General features: G+C 66.1%; 12 protein-coding genes. 4 read left to right on the top strand and 8 right to left on the bottom strand.

The window, feature by feature from the left end:
- Positions 1-424: 424 nt before the first annotated feature.
- Positions 425-1474, top strand: a complete 1050-nt coding sequence (locus tag ABNU97_RS05215; RefSeq protein ID WP_348765691.1) for a metal-dependent hydrolase — start codon at positions 425-427, stop codon at positions 1472-1474.
- A gap of 51 nt (positions 1475-1525) precedes the next feature.
- On the opposite strand, the gene ABNU97_RS05210 is transcribed toward ABNU97_RS05215, so the two are convergent.
- The 4 genes from ABNU97_RS05210 to ABNU97_RS05195 form a co-directional block, all read right to left on the bottom strand.
- Entirely contained in the window at positions 1526-2245 is a 720-nt protein-coding gene (locus tag ABNU97_RS05210) for a GntR family transcriptional regulator (protein ID WP_348765690.1), read from the bottom strand.
- A 2-nt stretch (positions 2246-2247) separates the two neighbouring features.
- Positions 2248-5883, bottom strand: a complete 3636-nt coding sequence (gene uca, locus ABNU97_RS05205) for an urea carboxylase (RefSeq protein WP_348765689.1) — start codon at positions 5881-5883, stop codon at positions 2248-2250.
- Positions 5883-7700, bottom strand: coding sequence for an allophanate hydrolase (atzF, locus tag ABNU97_RS05200; RefSeq protein WP_348765688.1), 1818 nt, complete (start codon positions 7698-7700; stop codon positions 5883-5885). The genes uca and atzF overlap by 1 nt, the downstream gene beginning before the upstream one ends.
- A 396-nt stretch (positions 7701-8096) precedes the next feature.
- On the bottom strand, positions 8097-8570 hold the full coding sequence (locus tag ABNU97_RS05195; RefSeq protein ID WP_348765687.1) for an NAD(P)H-dependent oxidoreductase: 474 nt from the start codon (positions 8568-8570) through the stop codon (positions 8097-8099).
- A gap of 577 nt (positions 8571-9147) precedes the next feature.
- On the opposite strand from ABNU97_RS05195, the gene ABNU97_RS05190 reads away from it, so the two are divergent.
- The 3 genes from ABNU97_RS05190 (at position 9148) to ABNU97_RS05180 (ending at position 11635) form a co-directional block, all read left to right on the top strand.
- Positions 9148-10065 (top strand): LysR family transcriptional regulator, encoded by a 918-nt coding sequence (locus ABNU97_RS05190; protein WP_348765686.1) that lies wholly within the window; start codon positions 9148-9150, stop codon positions 10063-10065.
- A 49-nt stretch (positions 10066-10114) separates the two neighbouring features.
- Entirely contained in the window at positions 10115-10882 is a 768-nt protein-coding gene (locus ABNU97_RS05185) for an SDR family oxidoreductase (protein ID WP_348765685.1), read from the top strand.
- Between the two features lie 129 nt (positions 10883-11011).
- Positions 11012-11635, top strand: coding sequence for a TetR/AcrR family transcriptional regulator (locus tag ABNU97_RS05180; RefSeq protein WP_348765684.1), 624 nt, complete (start codon positions 11012-11014; stop codon positions 11633-11635).
- Here ABNU97_RS05180 and ABNU97_RS05175 read toward each other — a convergent pair.
- From ABNU97_RS05175 to ABNU97_RS05160, 4 genes are all read right to left on the bottom strand, one after another.
- On the bottom strand, positions 11601-13535 hold the full coding sequence (locus ABNU97_RS05175) for an MFS transporter (RefSeq protein WP_348765683.1): 1935 nt from the start codon (positions 13533-13535) through the stop codon (positions 11601-11603). The two genes, ABNU97_RS05180 and ABNU97_RS05175, sit on opposite strands and share 35 nt — an antisense overlap.
- A 162-nt stretch (positions 13536-13697) precedes the next feature.
- Positions 13698-14285, bottom strand: coding sequence for a class I SAM-dependent methyltransferase (locus ABNU97_RS05170; protein ID WP_348765682.1), 588 nt, complete (start codon positions 14283-14285; stop codon positions 13698-13700).
- Entirely contained in the window at positions 14282-14950 is a 669-nt protein-coding gene (locus tag ABNU97_RS05165; RefSeq protein WP_348765681.1) for a PIG-L family deacetylase, read from the bottom strand. Before ABNU97_RS05165 ends, ABNU97_RS05170 begins: the two co-directional genes overlap by 4 nt.
- A partial coding sequence (locus tag ABNU97_RS05160; protein WP_348765680.1) for an acyl-CoA dehydrogenase occupies positions 14947-15892 on the bottom strand: 946 nt, incomplete at its 5' end. The genes ABNU97_RS05165 and ABNU97_RS05160, both read right to left, overlap by 4 nt.

The raw sequence follows: 15892 nt of genomic DNA, 5'->3' as shown, positions 1-15892 counted from the left end.
CGATGTTAAGGAAGCTCTGCACAACCTCTCGCGGGTCGCGTTCGCGTCCTCACAGACTGTGCGGCAAGGCGTCCAAGCGCAGCGCCTGCCTTTTTGGCAGGTCAAGCCTGGCAACGCAGTCGCGGCGTCTGTGAGGCCGAACCCTTTGCGGCCCCGGGCTTTGCGCTCGCTTGATCGGCGTCCGTGTTCGCTACCGTGCCACTTGTTATTGGCTTGGGCACGCTACGCTCTCACTTGTCTGTCAATCACGCGCAAAGCACGCCGGCGCGGCCGTGACAGGTTGTGCAGAGCTTCCTTAAGGAGCGCGATGCCGGCCGTGACTCGGTCGGCTTCGACTGCACCGCTTCAGCAAGTGCAACGCGGGTCGCCATTCGGCGGGTAGTGCCGCTGACGGGCGCTTGCGGCCATACAGGATGGTGATTCGATGGATACGGTGACACAGATGCTGCTCGGCGCCACGGTGGCCCAGGCCGGGTTTCGACGACGCCTGGGCCGACGCGCGCTTGCCGTGGGCGCGGCGGTGGCGCTGCTGCCCGACCTCGACTCGATCGTCGGCTGGGTGGCCGGGCCGTTTGCGGGCTGGCTCTACCACCGAGGGCTGACCCATTCCATCTTTTTCGGCCCGCTGGCCGGCCTGCTCATTGGCTGGCTGGTCTGGGCCTGGCATCGGCGGCGCTACGGTCCGGACAGCCCGTGGGTCGCCGACGGTGCCCTGCGTGCCTGGTGCGGTCTGTCCATCCTCGCGCTGATCACGCACCCCATCATCGATGTGTTCACCCACTACGGCACCCAGTGGCTTTATCCACTGACCGACACCCGGTTCGCCATTCCGGCGATGCCTATCATCGACCCGGTCTACAGCCTGATTCTGATCGCGGCGATCGGGGTAGGTCTGGTCGTACGCCGGCGCGCGCAGCTTGCACAGGACACGGCGGCCGTGGCCTTGTTGCTGGTCGCCGCCTATACGCTGGGCGGCTGGGCGATGAATAGCCGCGTCGAGTCCGTGGCCCGCGCCCAGCTCGGCCCGTCGGCCAACGTAAGCGCCTATCCCACCTTGTTCCAGCCGTTTCTGCGTCGCGTGGTCGTCGAACAACCGGATGCGATCTGGATCGGTTTTCATTCCGTGCTGAGCCAACGCGATATCGTATGGCAACGCTTTGAACGCAACAGCTCGCCCGCTATCGAGGCGGTGGCGGCGACCCGGCGAGCCCAGATCTTCGACTGGTTCGCCATGGAGCGGGTCTATTGGCGACAACAGCGCCTGGATGATGGCGCCGTGCGCGTACAGGCGCTCGATTATCGGTATGGCCTGCCGGGGGATTCGGTACTGGGCATATGGGGCATTCAAGCGACGGTGGACGCCCACGGTACGCGCGTCGGGCCCGTCGAGCAGTTCAGCCCGCCGCAAGACACGTCCGCGGCCGCGTGGCGGGACTTCTGGCGGCGTATCATCGGTGCCGCGCCCGGGGGCTGATCGATCGGATTGTCGCCCCCCGTAGCGAGGATTGGCAGGCGGTCGGGCGCGTCAGCGAGCGCCGCTACGGAGTGCTTCGCGGGCTTCGAACAGGCCGTGCAGGGTGATCTGGCGTACCGCATCCCGGCTGGCGCGGATATGGCGTTCGAGCGCTCGCTGCGCCGCTGCGGCGTCGCCGTCGGCCAGGCGGTACAGGATCTCGGCATGTTCTTCGTAGGTGGCATCCACCCGCGCTGGCCGAACGAAATCCAGCCGGCGCACGAGCCGGATGCGCTCGGTGACGTCGCCGTGGATACGCGCCATTTCGCGGTTGCCCGCGGCGGCGAGCAGGCCGGCATGAAACTGCTCGTCGAGTTGCCAGAGCGTGGTGCTGTCGGTTTCGCGGGCGGCGCGTTCGATCTGCCAGACGGCAGCAAGTTCGGCCAGCTCGGGCGGGCGGTGGTCGAGCGCGCACAGGCGCGCGGCGGCCGCGCATTCGAGCGTGATGCGCACATCGTAGAGTTCGTCGAAGGCCGTGAAATCCAGCGGTTTGACGTACCACCCGCCGCGTTCGCGGACCTCGACATAGCCGTCGCGTTGCAGCCGGAACAGCGCCTCGCGTACCGGCGTGCGGCTTGCCTGCGTGCGTTCGGCGATTTCGTTTTCGGAAATCGGATCGCCCGGCATCAGTTCGAAGTCGAACAGCTCGGCCTTGAGCCGGGCATAGACCCGGTCGGCCAGATTCGAACGCCGGGCCGGGCTGGCCGAAGGGGCGTGCTGCACCGCGGCCATGGTCAGCCACCGGCCGGCTCGATCACGAGCAGGACGTCGCCGGCCGACACCAGCGTGCCTTGCTTGCAGCGCAGGGCCTTGACGGTGCCGGCACAGGGGGCATCCACCGCGAACTCCATTTTCATCGCCTCGACGATCACCAGCGGATCGCCGGCCTCGACGCTCGCGCCTTGCTCGACCTGCAGTTTCCAGACGTTGCCGGAAACATCGGCGGTCACGGCTTCGCCGTCGATGGCGTCGTCCTCGGGCATGGCCGCCGGGCCGGCCTTGGCCTCGGGCTCGGCATCGGCCTGGGCCTGCCAGTGTTCGACCTCCTTGGCGAAGGCCTCGCTCTGGCGCTCGCGAAAGGCGGCAATATCCTCGGCGTTGGCGTCGAGAAACTGCTGGTATTCGGCGAAATCGAAGACTTCTTCGGTAATCTCGGCATGCAGCCGGCCGGCCCGGAATTCGGCCCGCATATCGGCCAGGGTGTCTTCGTCGACCGGGTAGTAGCGCACCTGATCGAAAAAGCGCAGCAGCCAGGGTTCGCCGGGCTCGAACTGGGCGTTGTGACCGAACTTGTTCCAGATGGGCAGGGTGCGCCCGACCAGCTGATAGCCGCCCGGCGAGTCCATGCCGTAGATGCACATGTACACGCCGCCGATGCCCACCGTGCCCTCGGCGGTATAGGTGCGTGCCGGGTTGTATTTGGATGTGACCAGCCGATGGCGCGGGTCCACCGGCACGGCACAGGGCGCGCCGAGATAGACATCACCCAGACCGAGCACCATATAGCTGGCCGCGAGGATGGTTTCCTGTACCTGTTCGCGCGTCTTCAGCCCGTTGATGCGCTGGATGAAGTCCACGTTGTTGGGCAGCCAGGGCGCGGTATCGCGTACCGACTGGCGATAACGCGAAACCGCGTCCAGCGTGGCGCTGTCTTCGAACGCCAGCGGCAGATGCAGCACGCGGGTGTTGAGCTTGAGCTCGTCCACCTCGGGCAGATCGGCCTCGATCGCCAGCAGCGCATCGATCAGATCGCTTTGATGAATACGCTGGCCGTCGTAGTTGACCTGCAGCGAACGCACGCCGGGCGACAGCTCGAGGATACCCTCCACCGGATTGGCTTCCAGCGCCTGCATGAGCAGGTAAACGCGCAATCGAAAACGCAGGTCCAGTACGTTCGGCCCGTACTCGATCAGAATGTAGCGATCGCCGGCCTGGCGATAGGCCACCGCCGGGCGGCTGCCCTCGGCCGGGCGTTCGGCCAGTACGCAGGGCGAGACCGTGTCTGCCGGCGCCGGCAGGGCCAGCGGTTGGCGCGCTTTAGGCACGGTCAGTTCGTCGCAGGCCGCGTTTTGCTCGCGCTGCAGGGCGGCGGCCTCGTCAAAGCCCAGCTGCACGAAACGAATGGTATCGCCGGGCGCCACCTGGCCGACCTTCCAAAGCTCGGCCGCGGCAATGGTCACCGGGCAGACGAAGCCGCCCAGGCTCGGCCCGTCGCGGGTGAGGATTACCGGCATATCGCCGGTAAAGTTGATGCTGCCCACGGCGTATTCGGTGTCGTGGATATTCGATGGATGCAGGCCGGCCTCGCCGCCGTCCTCGCGGGCGAACGTGGGTTTGGGCCCGTTCAGGCGAATGCCGAGACGATTGGAGTTGTAGTGGACGTCCCAGTCGGTGGCGAAGAACGCTGCGATGGATTCTTCGGTGAAAAAGTCCGGCGCCCCGTGCGGGCCGTAGAGCACGCCGATTTCCCAGTGCGAACCGTAGTCGGGCACCAGTTCGGGCGGTGCGGCCTTTGGCGCACGCGTGGGCGCCGGCGTGGGCGCATTGGGCTTGGCGGCATCACAGATGGCCAGCATATCGGTGGCGCGCAGCGGCCGGCCGGCATGGCCGCCGAACTGGCCGAGGGCGAAGGTGGACTTGCTGCCCAGATAATCGGCCACGTCGAAGCCGCCGCGTACGGCCAGATAGGTACGACAGCCCGATTCGGCCTTGCCCACCACCAGCGTCTGGCCGCGCTTGACCGAAACCGGCGCCCAGAAATCGACCGGCGCATCGTCGAGCGTGGCCGCGGTTTTGGCCCCGGTGAGAGCGATGGTGGCGTCGCTATGAAAACGAATGGTCGGCCCGAGAATGGTGCATTCCAGCCCCGCGGCCGAGGCATGGTTGCCGACGATGGCGTTGCCCAGCCGGAAGGCGTAGTCGTCCATGGGCCCGGACGGCGGCACGCCGATATGCCAGTAGCCGGTACGTCCGGGATAGTCCTGGACGCTGGTATAGGTGCCGGGTTTGACGATTTCCAGAAACGGCGGCGCATAGTCGAAATCGGCCAGGAAGGCGGTCGAAACCTCGCCGGCGGCGAAGCGTTCGTCGGCCACGATCTGGCGCAGATAGTCGAGGTTGGTGGCAATGCCGGACAGGCGCGTTGCGTCCAGCGCGCTGGCCAGTCGGACCAGTGCGTCGTCGCGGGTATTGCCGTGCACGATGAGCTTGGCGATCATCGGGTCGAAATGGGCAGACACCTCGGTGCCGGCGGCGACCCAGGTATCCACCCGGGCCTCCTCGGCGAACACCACTTCGGTGAGCGTGCCGGGCGAGGGGGCGAAGTCGCGCGCCGGCTGTTCGGCATAGATACGCACCTCGAAGGCCGCGCCCTGGGGTTTGGCCTCGAATCCGGCCAGGTCCGGCGGCGTGCCGGCCGCGGTCTGCACCATCCATTCGACCAGGTCGATACCGGTCACCGCTTCGGTAATCGGATGCTCGACCTGCAGGCGGGTATTGACCTCCAGAAAATAGAATTCGTCGCGGGACCCGTCGTAGATGAATTCCACGGTGCCGGCCGAGCGGTAGTTCACCGATTCGCCCAGGCTCACCGCGGCCGCCATCATCGCCTCGCGCGTGGCCGCGGGCAGATGCGGGGCGGGCGTTTCTTCCACCACTTTCTGGTTGCGCCGCTGCAGCGAGCAGTCGCGTTCGGCCAGCGCCACGACCGTGCCGTTGCCGTCGCCGAAAATCTGGATTTCGACATGGCGGGCCGACTCGATGAAGCGTTCCAGAAACACGCCATCGTCGGAGAAATAGTTCTGGCCCAGCCGGGCGACCTTTTCGAACGCGGCTTCCAGCGCGGGCTCGTCGTTGCAGCGCGACAGGCCGATGCCGCCACCGCCGGCCGTGGATTTGAGCATGACCGGATAGCCCAGCTCCGTAGCCGCGGATTTCGCGGCCTCGAGGCTGTCCAGCAGGCCGGTGCCGGGGGCCAGGGGCACGCCGGCGTTCTCGGCCAGCTCACGCGCGGTGTGTTTCAGACCGAACTGTTCGATCTGTTCGGGCGTGGGCCCGGCAAAGGCGATACCGGCGTCTTCGCAGGCGCGGGCGAAATCGGCGTTCTCTGATAAAAAACCGTAGCCGGGCACGATCGCCTGGGCCCCGCTTTCGCGGGCAGCGGCCAGCACGGCCTCGACGTTGAGATAGCTCTCGGCGGCGCTGTCGCCGCCCAGGGCGATCGCCTGATCGGCGGCGCCCACATGGCCGCTGTCGCGATCCGAATCGGCATAGACCGCCACGCTTTTCACGCCCATGGCCTTGAGCGTACGCGCGATGCGTACGGCAATCTCGCCACGGTTGGCGATCAGCACGGTATCGAGTTCTGGCATCAGTCATTCGCCTTTGCTTGTTGATCTGCGATGTAGGCCCGCCAACCGCCGAAGGCGGTGACATCGCGGGCGGTGTCGGCGGCCCAGCCTTCACAGATGAAACCTTTCACTTCCCGGCCATCGGCCAGCTGCAAGGTGCCGATGCCCAGCGGTGCAGGAATGAGTGCAACGAACGAGCCAAATGCGCTGGCCGGCACGTCCCAAAGCTCGACCTGGATGGCCGCGCCCCCCTCGCCGCGGATCAGCCCGGGCTTGGGCGGCGTGGTGCCGGCCAGGGCCAGCAGGCGGTAATTCGGCGCCGTTTCTGTCTGTTCCACGAAGCGGGCGTCGCGTTCGGTGAGCTGCCAGTTCAGCGGCATGCCGCGCAGATGCGCGCCGACGACAGCGACCCGGACCACGTCGTCGGCCGCTGCGGCACCGGGCGTGATCGCGACCTGGGCGGCCAGGCGTTTGCCCGTGCCCAGCGACCAGGGCTGGTGGTTTTGCCAGTGGGCGCCGAGTGCAGCGAGGCGGTCGTCTTGCCAGGCCGGCGCGATGAGGGTGATACCGACCGGCAGGCCTTCGTCGCGAAAACCGCCCGGCAGGGCTAGCGCACAATAATCGAGCAGGTTGACGAAGTTGGTGTAGGTGCCCAGCCGGCTGTTGAGCGCGACCGGATCGGCCGCGATTTCGGCCTGGCGATAGATGCTCGGCGCGGTCGGGACCAGCAGCGCATCTACGCCGTCGATGAGTGCATCGGCCTTGTGCTTGAGCGCGGCGAGGGCGTACTGGGCGCGAAAGGCATCGACCGCGGTTGCTTTCTTGCCGCCGGTGATGATGTCGGCCACCACCGGATCGGCCGCATCGGCATGCGACTCGATGAATTCGCCCACCGCGGCATAGCGTTCGGCCACCCACGGCCCCTGATAGAGCAGGGCGGCGGCTTCGTGAAACGGGGTGAAATCGAGTTCGACGATTTCGGCGCCGGCCTCTTTCCAATGGGTCACGGCCGCGTCGAAGGCGGCCCGTGCGCTGTCGTCGTCGAAGAATTCGGGCTGGCTCGGCACGCCCAGCCGCGGCGTAGCCGACGCGCTGGCCGTGGCGACGTTATGCGGGGCGCTACGCGAGTAGGCGTCTTCGTCATCGAAGCCGGTCAGCACACCGCGGACGGCGTCGGCGTCGGCGATATCCAACGCGAAGATGGACACGCAGTCCAGCGAGCGACAGGCCGGTACCACGCCGCGCGTACTGATCGCCCCGCAGCTTGCCTTTACGCCCACCAGGTTGTTGAAGCCGGCCGGCACGCGCCCGGAACCGGCCGTGTCGGTGCCCAGCGAGAAGGCCACCAGCCCGCGTGCGACCACCGACGCCGAGCCGGAGCTGGAGCCGCCGCTTATATAGCGGCTGTCGAAGGCGTTGGGCACGGCGCCATACGGCGAGCGTGTGCCCACCAGGCCGGTCGCGAACTGGTCCAGATTGGTCTTGCCCAAAACGATGGCGCCGGCGGCCTGCAGTCTTTCTACCGCTGCGGCCGAGCGCTCGGGCGTATAGGCAAAGGCGGGGCAGGCGGCCGTGGTGGGTAGGCCCGCGACATCGATATTGTCCTTGACCGCGAACGGAACGCCGTAGAGCGGTAGGGCCGAGGGCTGGCCGCCGGCGCCCTGCAGGCGGGCATCCAGGACATCTAGCTGGGCGTCGAGCTCGGCGCCGCTCACGATATGAATCCATGCCGGGTCGTCGCTGCCCAGGCTGTCGCGTAGCGCATGAAGCGCGCTACGGGGCGTATGGGCGTTGTCGGCGTAGGTGGCCTGCCAGTCGGCCAGGGTCGAAATGGTCATAGAAGCTGCATACAGAGGTGTATACAACCGCTTAGCAACGCCTATGCCAGCCCGGCGTCGATCCGACTTCAGCTGGTCGAAGCGACGCTACCGACGCGCCCCCACAAGCGGCCGGTCGTCATACTAGCCACGCGCGAATGGGTACACGATCGCGGCCGCCAGCGGCGGCTAAGCTATTGAAAATGCACGGCGGCCAGGCGCCGACGCCTGTTTTTCGACGGCGGTGAAACAGGCGGACACGTGCCGTCGTTCCTGCGTCGGGTCGATAATTCGGTTACGGGATACGGTTCGCCAGGCCGGCAACGGGTGGCGTGACGTCCGTGGCCAGGGTGCCGGCACGCAGGGCCAATCTGGTGCAGCCTGCTCATCTTTTGTGCAGGTTCATCATGCCTGCTGTTAAAAAAGGCCCGACTCCAGGCCGGCAGCCATCATCAGGCCCAGTTCTTCACACTGGCTTTCGAACGCCGCATCGAAAGTGCCCTGGCAGATCAACGGTGCCTGTATGGCCTTCCAGCGCAGCCCGCCGGTAATGCTCTCGATGGCGCGTCGTGTACCTGTGCCGTCATGGCCGGCGCGGATATAGACCGCAAAGGGCAGGGCGTCCGTATGGTCGAGGCAGTGGTAATAGCTGCGGTCGAAGAAGTCCTTGAGCGCGCCGCTCATGGTGCCAAGGTTTTCCGGCGTGCCGAGGATGACTGCGTCGGCGGCCAGCACGTCGTCCGGCCCGGCCTCCAGCGGCGCGATCCAGCGTGCGCTGACGTGGTCGATATCCGGATTGTTCAGGCCGCGCAGCACCGCATCGCGTAGGCGGCGGGTGTTGGGCGAGGGCGCGTGCGCGATCACGACGACGTGACGGCGGGTATCGCTCATGTTTTGTAGTCCTATAAGAAAATAAAGCTGTTTAGAAAAGAGGGTTCGAAAGCCAACCCGCTGATCTATTGACTGGCAGTATGTGCAGGCGGCGCAGCACGGAATGCGCGTTGTTGTAGCGTTGTAATCGTTCTGTAATATCGGAATAAGGGTGGAGCGAAATTTATTTTAATTTGCAGATACAGCATTCGTTTCCTAAGTATCTGACCCGCAATGAGCCGGCCCGCATTTGAATCGCGGCCAAGTTAAATTGTGGATGAATCGTTGTCATACGCTCGATGGAAACGGTGTACGCTTGCCCCTGTGCCTCGCCCATAGAGGTCTGCTGTTGCCACAACCGGTCAATACCTGCCATGACGGCCGAAGTTGTTGAGAAAAATCGTGAGCGGTGCCCCAAGTGCGAAAGCTTTGGCGTGCTCCCGTTACGTCGACATGGTTTCAGAAAGATGATGAACCTGCGCAACTACTATCGCTGCATCGACTGCGGCCACCGTTTTTTGGCGCGGCGACGATAGCGATTCTGCGCGGCTCGGGATGCTATGCTTGCGCCTGATTTTGCGGCGCACGTATTCATGCAATGAATGTTCGGGATATCGACCTGAACCTGCTCGTCTTTCTCGATGCGCTGCTGCGTGAGCGCAGCGTAACGAAAGCGGCGCTGGCGATGGATCTGAGCCAGCCGGCGATGAGCAACGCGCTGCGGCGCCTGCGCAAACTGTTGGGCGACCCGGTGCTGGTACGCACCGCCAGCGGCATGCAGCCCACCGACCGTGCGCTCAAACTGCAGCGCCCGGTGCGCAACGCATTGGCCCAGCTGGAAAGCGCGATCGCGCCCAACCGCGCATTCGAACCGGCCACCGCCGAGCGGCTGTTTACCATTCTCATTACCGACTATGCGGCCTCGGTGCTCATGCCGCATGTGGTGGGTGTGCTCGAGCGCGAGGCGCCGAACATCGCGCTCAATATTCTCAGCGCGGGCAGCGATGCCATCGACCAGATCGAGCGGGGCGAGGCGGACGTGCTGGTCAACCGGTTCGGCAAGCTGCCGGCCAATTTCCACCAGCAGCAGCTCTGGAGCGATCGCATGGCCTGCCTGATCCGCAAGGATCATCCGGCGCTGGTCAAGGCCAACGGCGAGCTCACCCTGGAAACGTTTCTTGCGGAAAAACATATTCTGATCACCCAGACCGGCGTGGGGCTGGGGCGTATCGACGAAGTGCTGGCCGATACGGGCCGCTCGCGCCAGATCAGCGTGCTTACCCGTCATTATCAGCTGCCGCGTGAGCTGGTGGCCAACAGCAATATGATTGTGGCGCTGCCGGCACGCATCGCCCGCTATCAGGCACGGCATCTGGGCCTGGCCGTGCTCGACCCGCCAATGGAGCTGCCGGAATTTCATATCGGCATGACCTGGGGCGCGCTCGACCACCACGACGTGGCCCACCGCTGGCTGCGCGAGCGCATTATCGCCATCGCCCGCGAACATTTAAGCTGACGGCCGGGCAGGCGACTGCCGCGATTTCGAACAACAACAGGAGATACCCATGACCGATCGATTCGATCTGACCGGCCGTATTGCGCTTATTACCGGCGCGGGCGGCGGCCTGGGCAGCGGTTTTGCTACCGCGCTGGCTGAAGCCGGGGCGAAAGTCGTGCTCTGCGGGCGTCGCGAAGGCCCGCTCGTGACCACCGCCGACGCGGTACGCGACGCCGGCGGCGAGGCGACGGTCGTGCCCATGGATGTCAGCGATACGGCATCGGTTAGCGCCGGCTTCGACGCCGCGGAAAAAGCGTTCGGCACGGTCGATATCGTGGTCTGCAATGCGGGCGTGGCCGCGGCCGCGCCGGCCATGGACATGGACGAGGCCGACTGGCTGAAGACCATCGAGGTGAATCTGAACGGCTGCTGGCGAGTAGCCACCGAATGCGGCCGGCGGCTGCGCGAGGCCGACAAGCCGGGCAGCGTGATCAACATCACGTCGATTCTCGGCCATCGGGTAGCGGCGGCACTGGCCCCGTATGCGGCCTCGAAAAGTGCGCTGGAACAGCTCACCCGCAGTCTCGCCCTGGAATGGGCACGCTACGGTATCCGCGTGAACGCCATCGCGCCGGGCTATATCTCCACCGATATCAATCGCGGCTTTTTCGAAACCGACGCCGGGCAGAAGATGCTCAAGCGGATTCCGCAGCGCCAGCTCGGCCATGTCGATGACCTGGTCGGCCCGCTGCTGCTACTGGCCTCGGATGCCGGGCGCTACATGACCGGCAGCACGATCACGGTCGACGGCGGGCATCTGCAGTCTACGCTGTAGGGCGTGTCGTCATAAGATATGACGGCACGCCCTGGTTTGCGCCCGGCGGCTTGGGTCGGGGCGCCGTGCCGATAATGAACGCCGTTCACTATCGCGCTATGCTGGCCCTATTTGGTCGGGCGATAATCCATGGCACGCCGCAGTGAACACACCCGCGAACAGCTGCGCGATCTCATGCTCGAGGCCGCCGAGCAGCTGATCGTGAACAAGGGCCTGGCCGGGCTGAGCGCGCGTGCCATCGCCCGGCAGATCGGCTATACGCCGGGCACCATCTATCTGGTGTTCGCCAATCTGGACGATCTCATCCTGCAGGTGAACGCGCGCACGCTCGACCGCCTGCGGCTGCCCATGCAGGCCGCGGTGGCCGCCACCGACGACCCGGAACAACAGCTGCTGGGCGCCGCGCGGGCATATGCGGATTTCGCCCGCGGCCACCCGAACCTGTGGCGGGCCTGTTTCGAGCATCGCCTGCCGGAAGGCGTGGCGGGCCCGGACTTCATCGATACCCGTATCGCCCAGCTGGTGGAGCTCATCATGGCGCCGCTGGCCCGGGTGTCGGGTGCCGAAGGCGCAGCGCTCGATGCCGCGGCCCAGTCGCTGTGGAGCGGCGTGCACGGCGTATGCATCCTCACGCTCACCGGCAAGCTGCATATGGTCGGCGGCCAGGCGACCGAACACCTGACCGACGACCTGATCACCCACTACCTGGCCGGCCTCGTCAGCCGGACGTCGCCGGCGAGTTCGCGCGCTTAGGCGCCGGCACCGGCTCGCCGCTGTCGAGCATGCCTTGCACACGCTGCTGCAGGTCGGCGGCGTCCACCTGTTCCGGCGCGACCGGCTCACCGGCGATCAGCTCGATACGCGACCGAAACCGCTGCGGCAGCCGCTTCATGGCCGGGCCGCCCTTGCGCGAAAAGAAGCTGCCCCACATGCCCCGCAGGGCCATGGGCACCACCGGCACCGGCGTGCGTCGCACCACCCGCTCAACGCCTTCACGAAACGTCTGAAGTTCGCCGTCGCGGGTGATCGCGCCTTCCGGGAACAGGCACACCACCTGGCCATCTTCCAGCTCGCGGGCAATGGCGTCGTAGGCGGCTTCCAGGCGTTCCGGGTCTTCCTTGGCGGGGGCGATGGGAATGGCCTTGCCGGTACGGAAGATGAACGACAACACCGGGATATCGAAGATGGTGTGATACATCACGAAGCGGGCGGGGCGGCGTACCGAGCCGCCCAGAATCAGCCCGTCCATGAAGCTCACGTGGTTGCACACCAGAAGCACGCCGCCTTCCTCGGGGATGTTCTCCAACCCGCGCTTGCGCACCCGGTAGATCGTGCTCACCAGCAGCCAGATGATGAAACGCATGGTGAACTCGGGCACCAGCGTGAAGATGAACACCACCACCGCGGCCGTCATGATGGCCGTGGCCAGAAACAGTCCCGGAATGCTCAGCCCCAGCGCGAGCGCGCCCACCGCATACAGCGAGGCCAGGACCATGAACAGCGCGTTGATGATGCTGTTGGCCGCGATGATGCGCGACAGCCGCTCGCGCGGCGCGCGCTCCTGAATAAGCGCATACAGCGGCACGATATAAAAACCGCCGAACAGACCGATCAGGCCCAGGTCCGCGAGCACCCGCCAGCTGCCATCCAGGGCCAGAAACGCGCCCAGACCCACTTCGTTGGCGGGGGTGGCCACGCCGGCAAAGCCCAGATCCACGCCGAACAACACCAGGCCGGCCGCACCGAAGGGCACCAGCCCCAGCTCGATCCGCCCGCCCGAAAGCCGGTCGCACAGCATGGAACCGATGCCGATACCAAAGGAAAACAGCGCCAGCAGCAGGGTGACCACCGTTTCATCGCCGCCCAGGTCCACGCGCACATAGTTGGGCAGCTGCGCCAGATAGATCGCCCCCACTGCCCAGAACCAGCTGATGCCCATGATCGACAAAAAGATCGTCCGGTTCTCGCGCGCATAGCCGACGATGCGCACCGTCTCCGTGATCGGGTTCCAGTTGAACTTCAGGTCCGGCGCGCTGGGCGCCGTACGCGGAATGAACAGGCTCACCAGCCAGCCCAGCACCGCAAACACGAACACGCTTGCCCCGATCACAATCGTGCGATCGCCCACCGTATGCACCAGCTGGCCGCCGGCAATCGTGCCGAGCAGAATCGCCAGGAACGTCCCCAGCTCCACCATGCCGTTGCCGCCGGTCAGCTCGCGGTTGTCCAGATGCGCCGGCAGATAGCCGTACTTCACCGGCCCGAACAAGGTGCTCTGCGCGCCCATCAGGAACAGCAGCAGCATGAGCAGCACCAGGCTATGCAGGGCAAAGGCCACCGCCGCCCCGGCCATGATCACGATCTCCAGCGCCTTGATCCAGCGCATGAGCGTGGCCTTGTCGTACTTGTCCGCAATCTGGCCCGCCGTGGCCGAAAACAGAAAGAAGGGCAGGATGAACAACGCCGCCGCCACGTTCACCAGCACGTTCGTGCTCATGCCGCCCTCGGTCATCGCCCAGCTCGACCCCTGAAAGGCGATGAGGATGACCAACGCATTCTTGAACAGATTGTCGTTGAACGCGCCAAGGAACTGGGTAAAGAAGAACGGCGAAAACCGCCGCTCGCCAAGAAGCCTGAACTGCCCGGAAGCCATGCTGCGATCCGAATTAATTAAACGGTGTTCAATTTATAGCAGTGGAAGAATCTGCTGGCAAGCTTGTTGATGATTTAAACGGGCACTCGGAGCCGCCGCGAACGCCGTCGCCACCGTTTGTGGGCGGGGGGAACCGGTATCGGCTAGCGCGGCGCGGCTTGGCTAAAGGCGGTAGCCATCTACCCGCCAGCGCTGGGCGCGAAAGGTTCGCACCCGTTTCAGCGGCCGGCCGAGGGCGTGAATGAAGCTCTTGTGAATGCCGGCGGTGCGCTGGGTGTTGTCGGGGAATTCGATCTGATGATGGGCGAGCACGAGCCGGGCGCCGGGGGGGAGCACGGCGGCGACGTCGCGGGCCAGGCGTTGCATGGCGCGGGGTTCGAGGTAGTAGAGCAGTTCTGCGATGACCACGGCTTCGTAGCGGGTGCCCGGCAGGCGGGCGGGCAGGGCGATCTGCCAGGCGTGGGCGTGGGGCGCATTGGCCAGGGCATCGCGGGTGAGCCGGGTGGCACTGGGGCTGCCGTCGCAGGCGTGCAGCTTGAGTGCGCGTCGGGCCAGGGCCTGGCTGTTGGAGCCGTTGCCGCTGCCCAGTTCGAGAATACGGGCCATGGGGCCGTGGCCGAGCGCGCGCAGGATGCGCTGGCGCTTGATGGCTTCATCGCGGGCGGTAAACGTGTGCCAGGGGTCCGGGCCGGCGCGGAACTTGGCTTCGAAGCCGGCGAGGTCGATGGCTTGGCGATGCGCGGATTTCATGGCCGGCGGCCGAAGCGTTCGACGGGATGGCCGAAGCGCACGCGCAGATCGCGGCCGATCGTAAAGCCCTGCGCATCGTCGACGAGCTGGCCGAACTGGCTGCGATAGAGTTTGAGCGCGGCCTGTTTCATGGCCGCGCGGCGGCGTAGCGGCAGGCGCAGATTACGCCCGCGTGGCCGTGGGTGGTGCGGTTCGATACGCGGCCAGACCAGATACGACAGCCGCGGGATGGAGGCTGGCCAGGCGCGTTTGACCGCCGCCGCGACGGCGCGGTGGTCGGCATGGTTGTCGTGCATCGACGGGGTGACGATCAGCTCGGGGCGCGGCCGGCGGGCGAGATCGCGGGCCAGGCGGGCGATGGTGGCCGGGCCTTCGAAGCCGAGATCGCCGTCGGCATAGCCGAGAAAGCGCAGGTCCTGGTGACGGATGCCGGCGCGGCGCAGTACGCGCTGCGTTTCTGCATAGCGGGTATCGCGCAGCCGCGCCCGTGGCCAGCGTTCGCTTTCACGATGCGAGGCGCCGCCGTCGGTCACCAGGGTGACGTCGACCATCGTGCCGCGTGCCCGCAGGGCGGCGATGAGCCCGAAGGCGCCGATGGCTTCGTCGTCTGGATGCGGGGCGACGACGTGGGCGCGTGCAATGTGTTCCAGATCCGGCGCGTTCATAGCGACAGCTCGATATGCCCGGCCGCCGCGGCCGTGCCGGTTTTCACCCGCTGGGCGTCGGGGGCAGGTTGGCGCAGATAGACCATCAGATCGGCCATATGCGCGCACAGGGGGTCGGTTTCGAAAAACGCGGATAGCCCGACACACTGCTGGGCGAGGGTGAGCGCCTGTTCGCCGGCGTCCAACACCGCGCTGCGGGCGTTGGCCACAAGCGCCGGATGATGATCGGCATCGGTTTCATACAGGCGCGCAGCGGTGCGCTCGACCACGGCGGCCGCGCTGTCGGCCAGGCCGAACAGGCGCCCCAGCCGGGCGGCCTGGTGCGGGTCGCCCTGGCGGCCGCGGGTCACCAGATGCCGGCGTACGCCGTCGAACAGGCCGGCGATGCCGCCGGCATGGACGGCCACAAAACGCAGCGCGCCCGCGCTGAGCCAGGGTTCGCGCTCATAGTCGCCGGGTTGGCCGATGCGTATGTCGTGGTCGCTTAGCGGCGCGTCGTGCCAGCGCACGAGATGGGTATGCGAGCGCTGCATACCCAGCACCTGCCACCACTCGGTATCGAGGGTCGGCGGCGTGCGCGCGAGATCCACGACCAGCAGCTGCTTGGCGTCGCTGTCTGGCACCTCGGCGCTGACCAGTGCATGGCTGAGCAGCCCCGCGCCTGAGGCGAAGGCCTTGCCGCCGTCGAGCCGGTCCTGGGCGAGCGTGAGTGCTTCGCCGGCCAGCGGCGCGTTCCATACGCCAAAACAAGCGCCCTGACGCGCGGCTGCGTGCAGGGTGGCCGCCGCGTTGGTATCGCCATAGCGGTTGATGATCTGCAGGGCATCGATATGGCCTTCGAACAGACGCCCGAGGGGCAGGTCGAAGCGCCCGGCGGCATAGAGGCGGCGCAGCAGGGTGCGATAGGTGGATGCGTCGGCCGGGTCGTCGAAGGCCAGGCCT

This window comes from uncultured Salinisphaera sp. (assembly GCF_964012375.1).
In the GTDB taxonomy this organism is placed as follows: Bacteria; Pseudomonadota; Gammaproteobacteria; order Nevskiales; family Salinisphaeraceae; genus Salinisphaera.
Note: the sequence above shows the minus strand (reverse complement) of the source record. Positions and strands in the feature narration are given on the sequence as shown.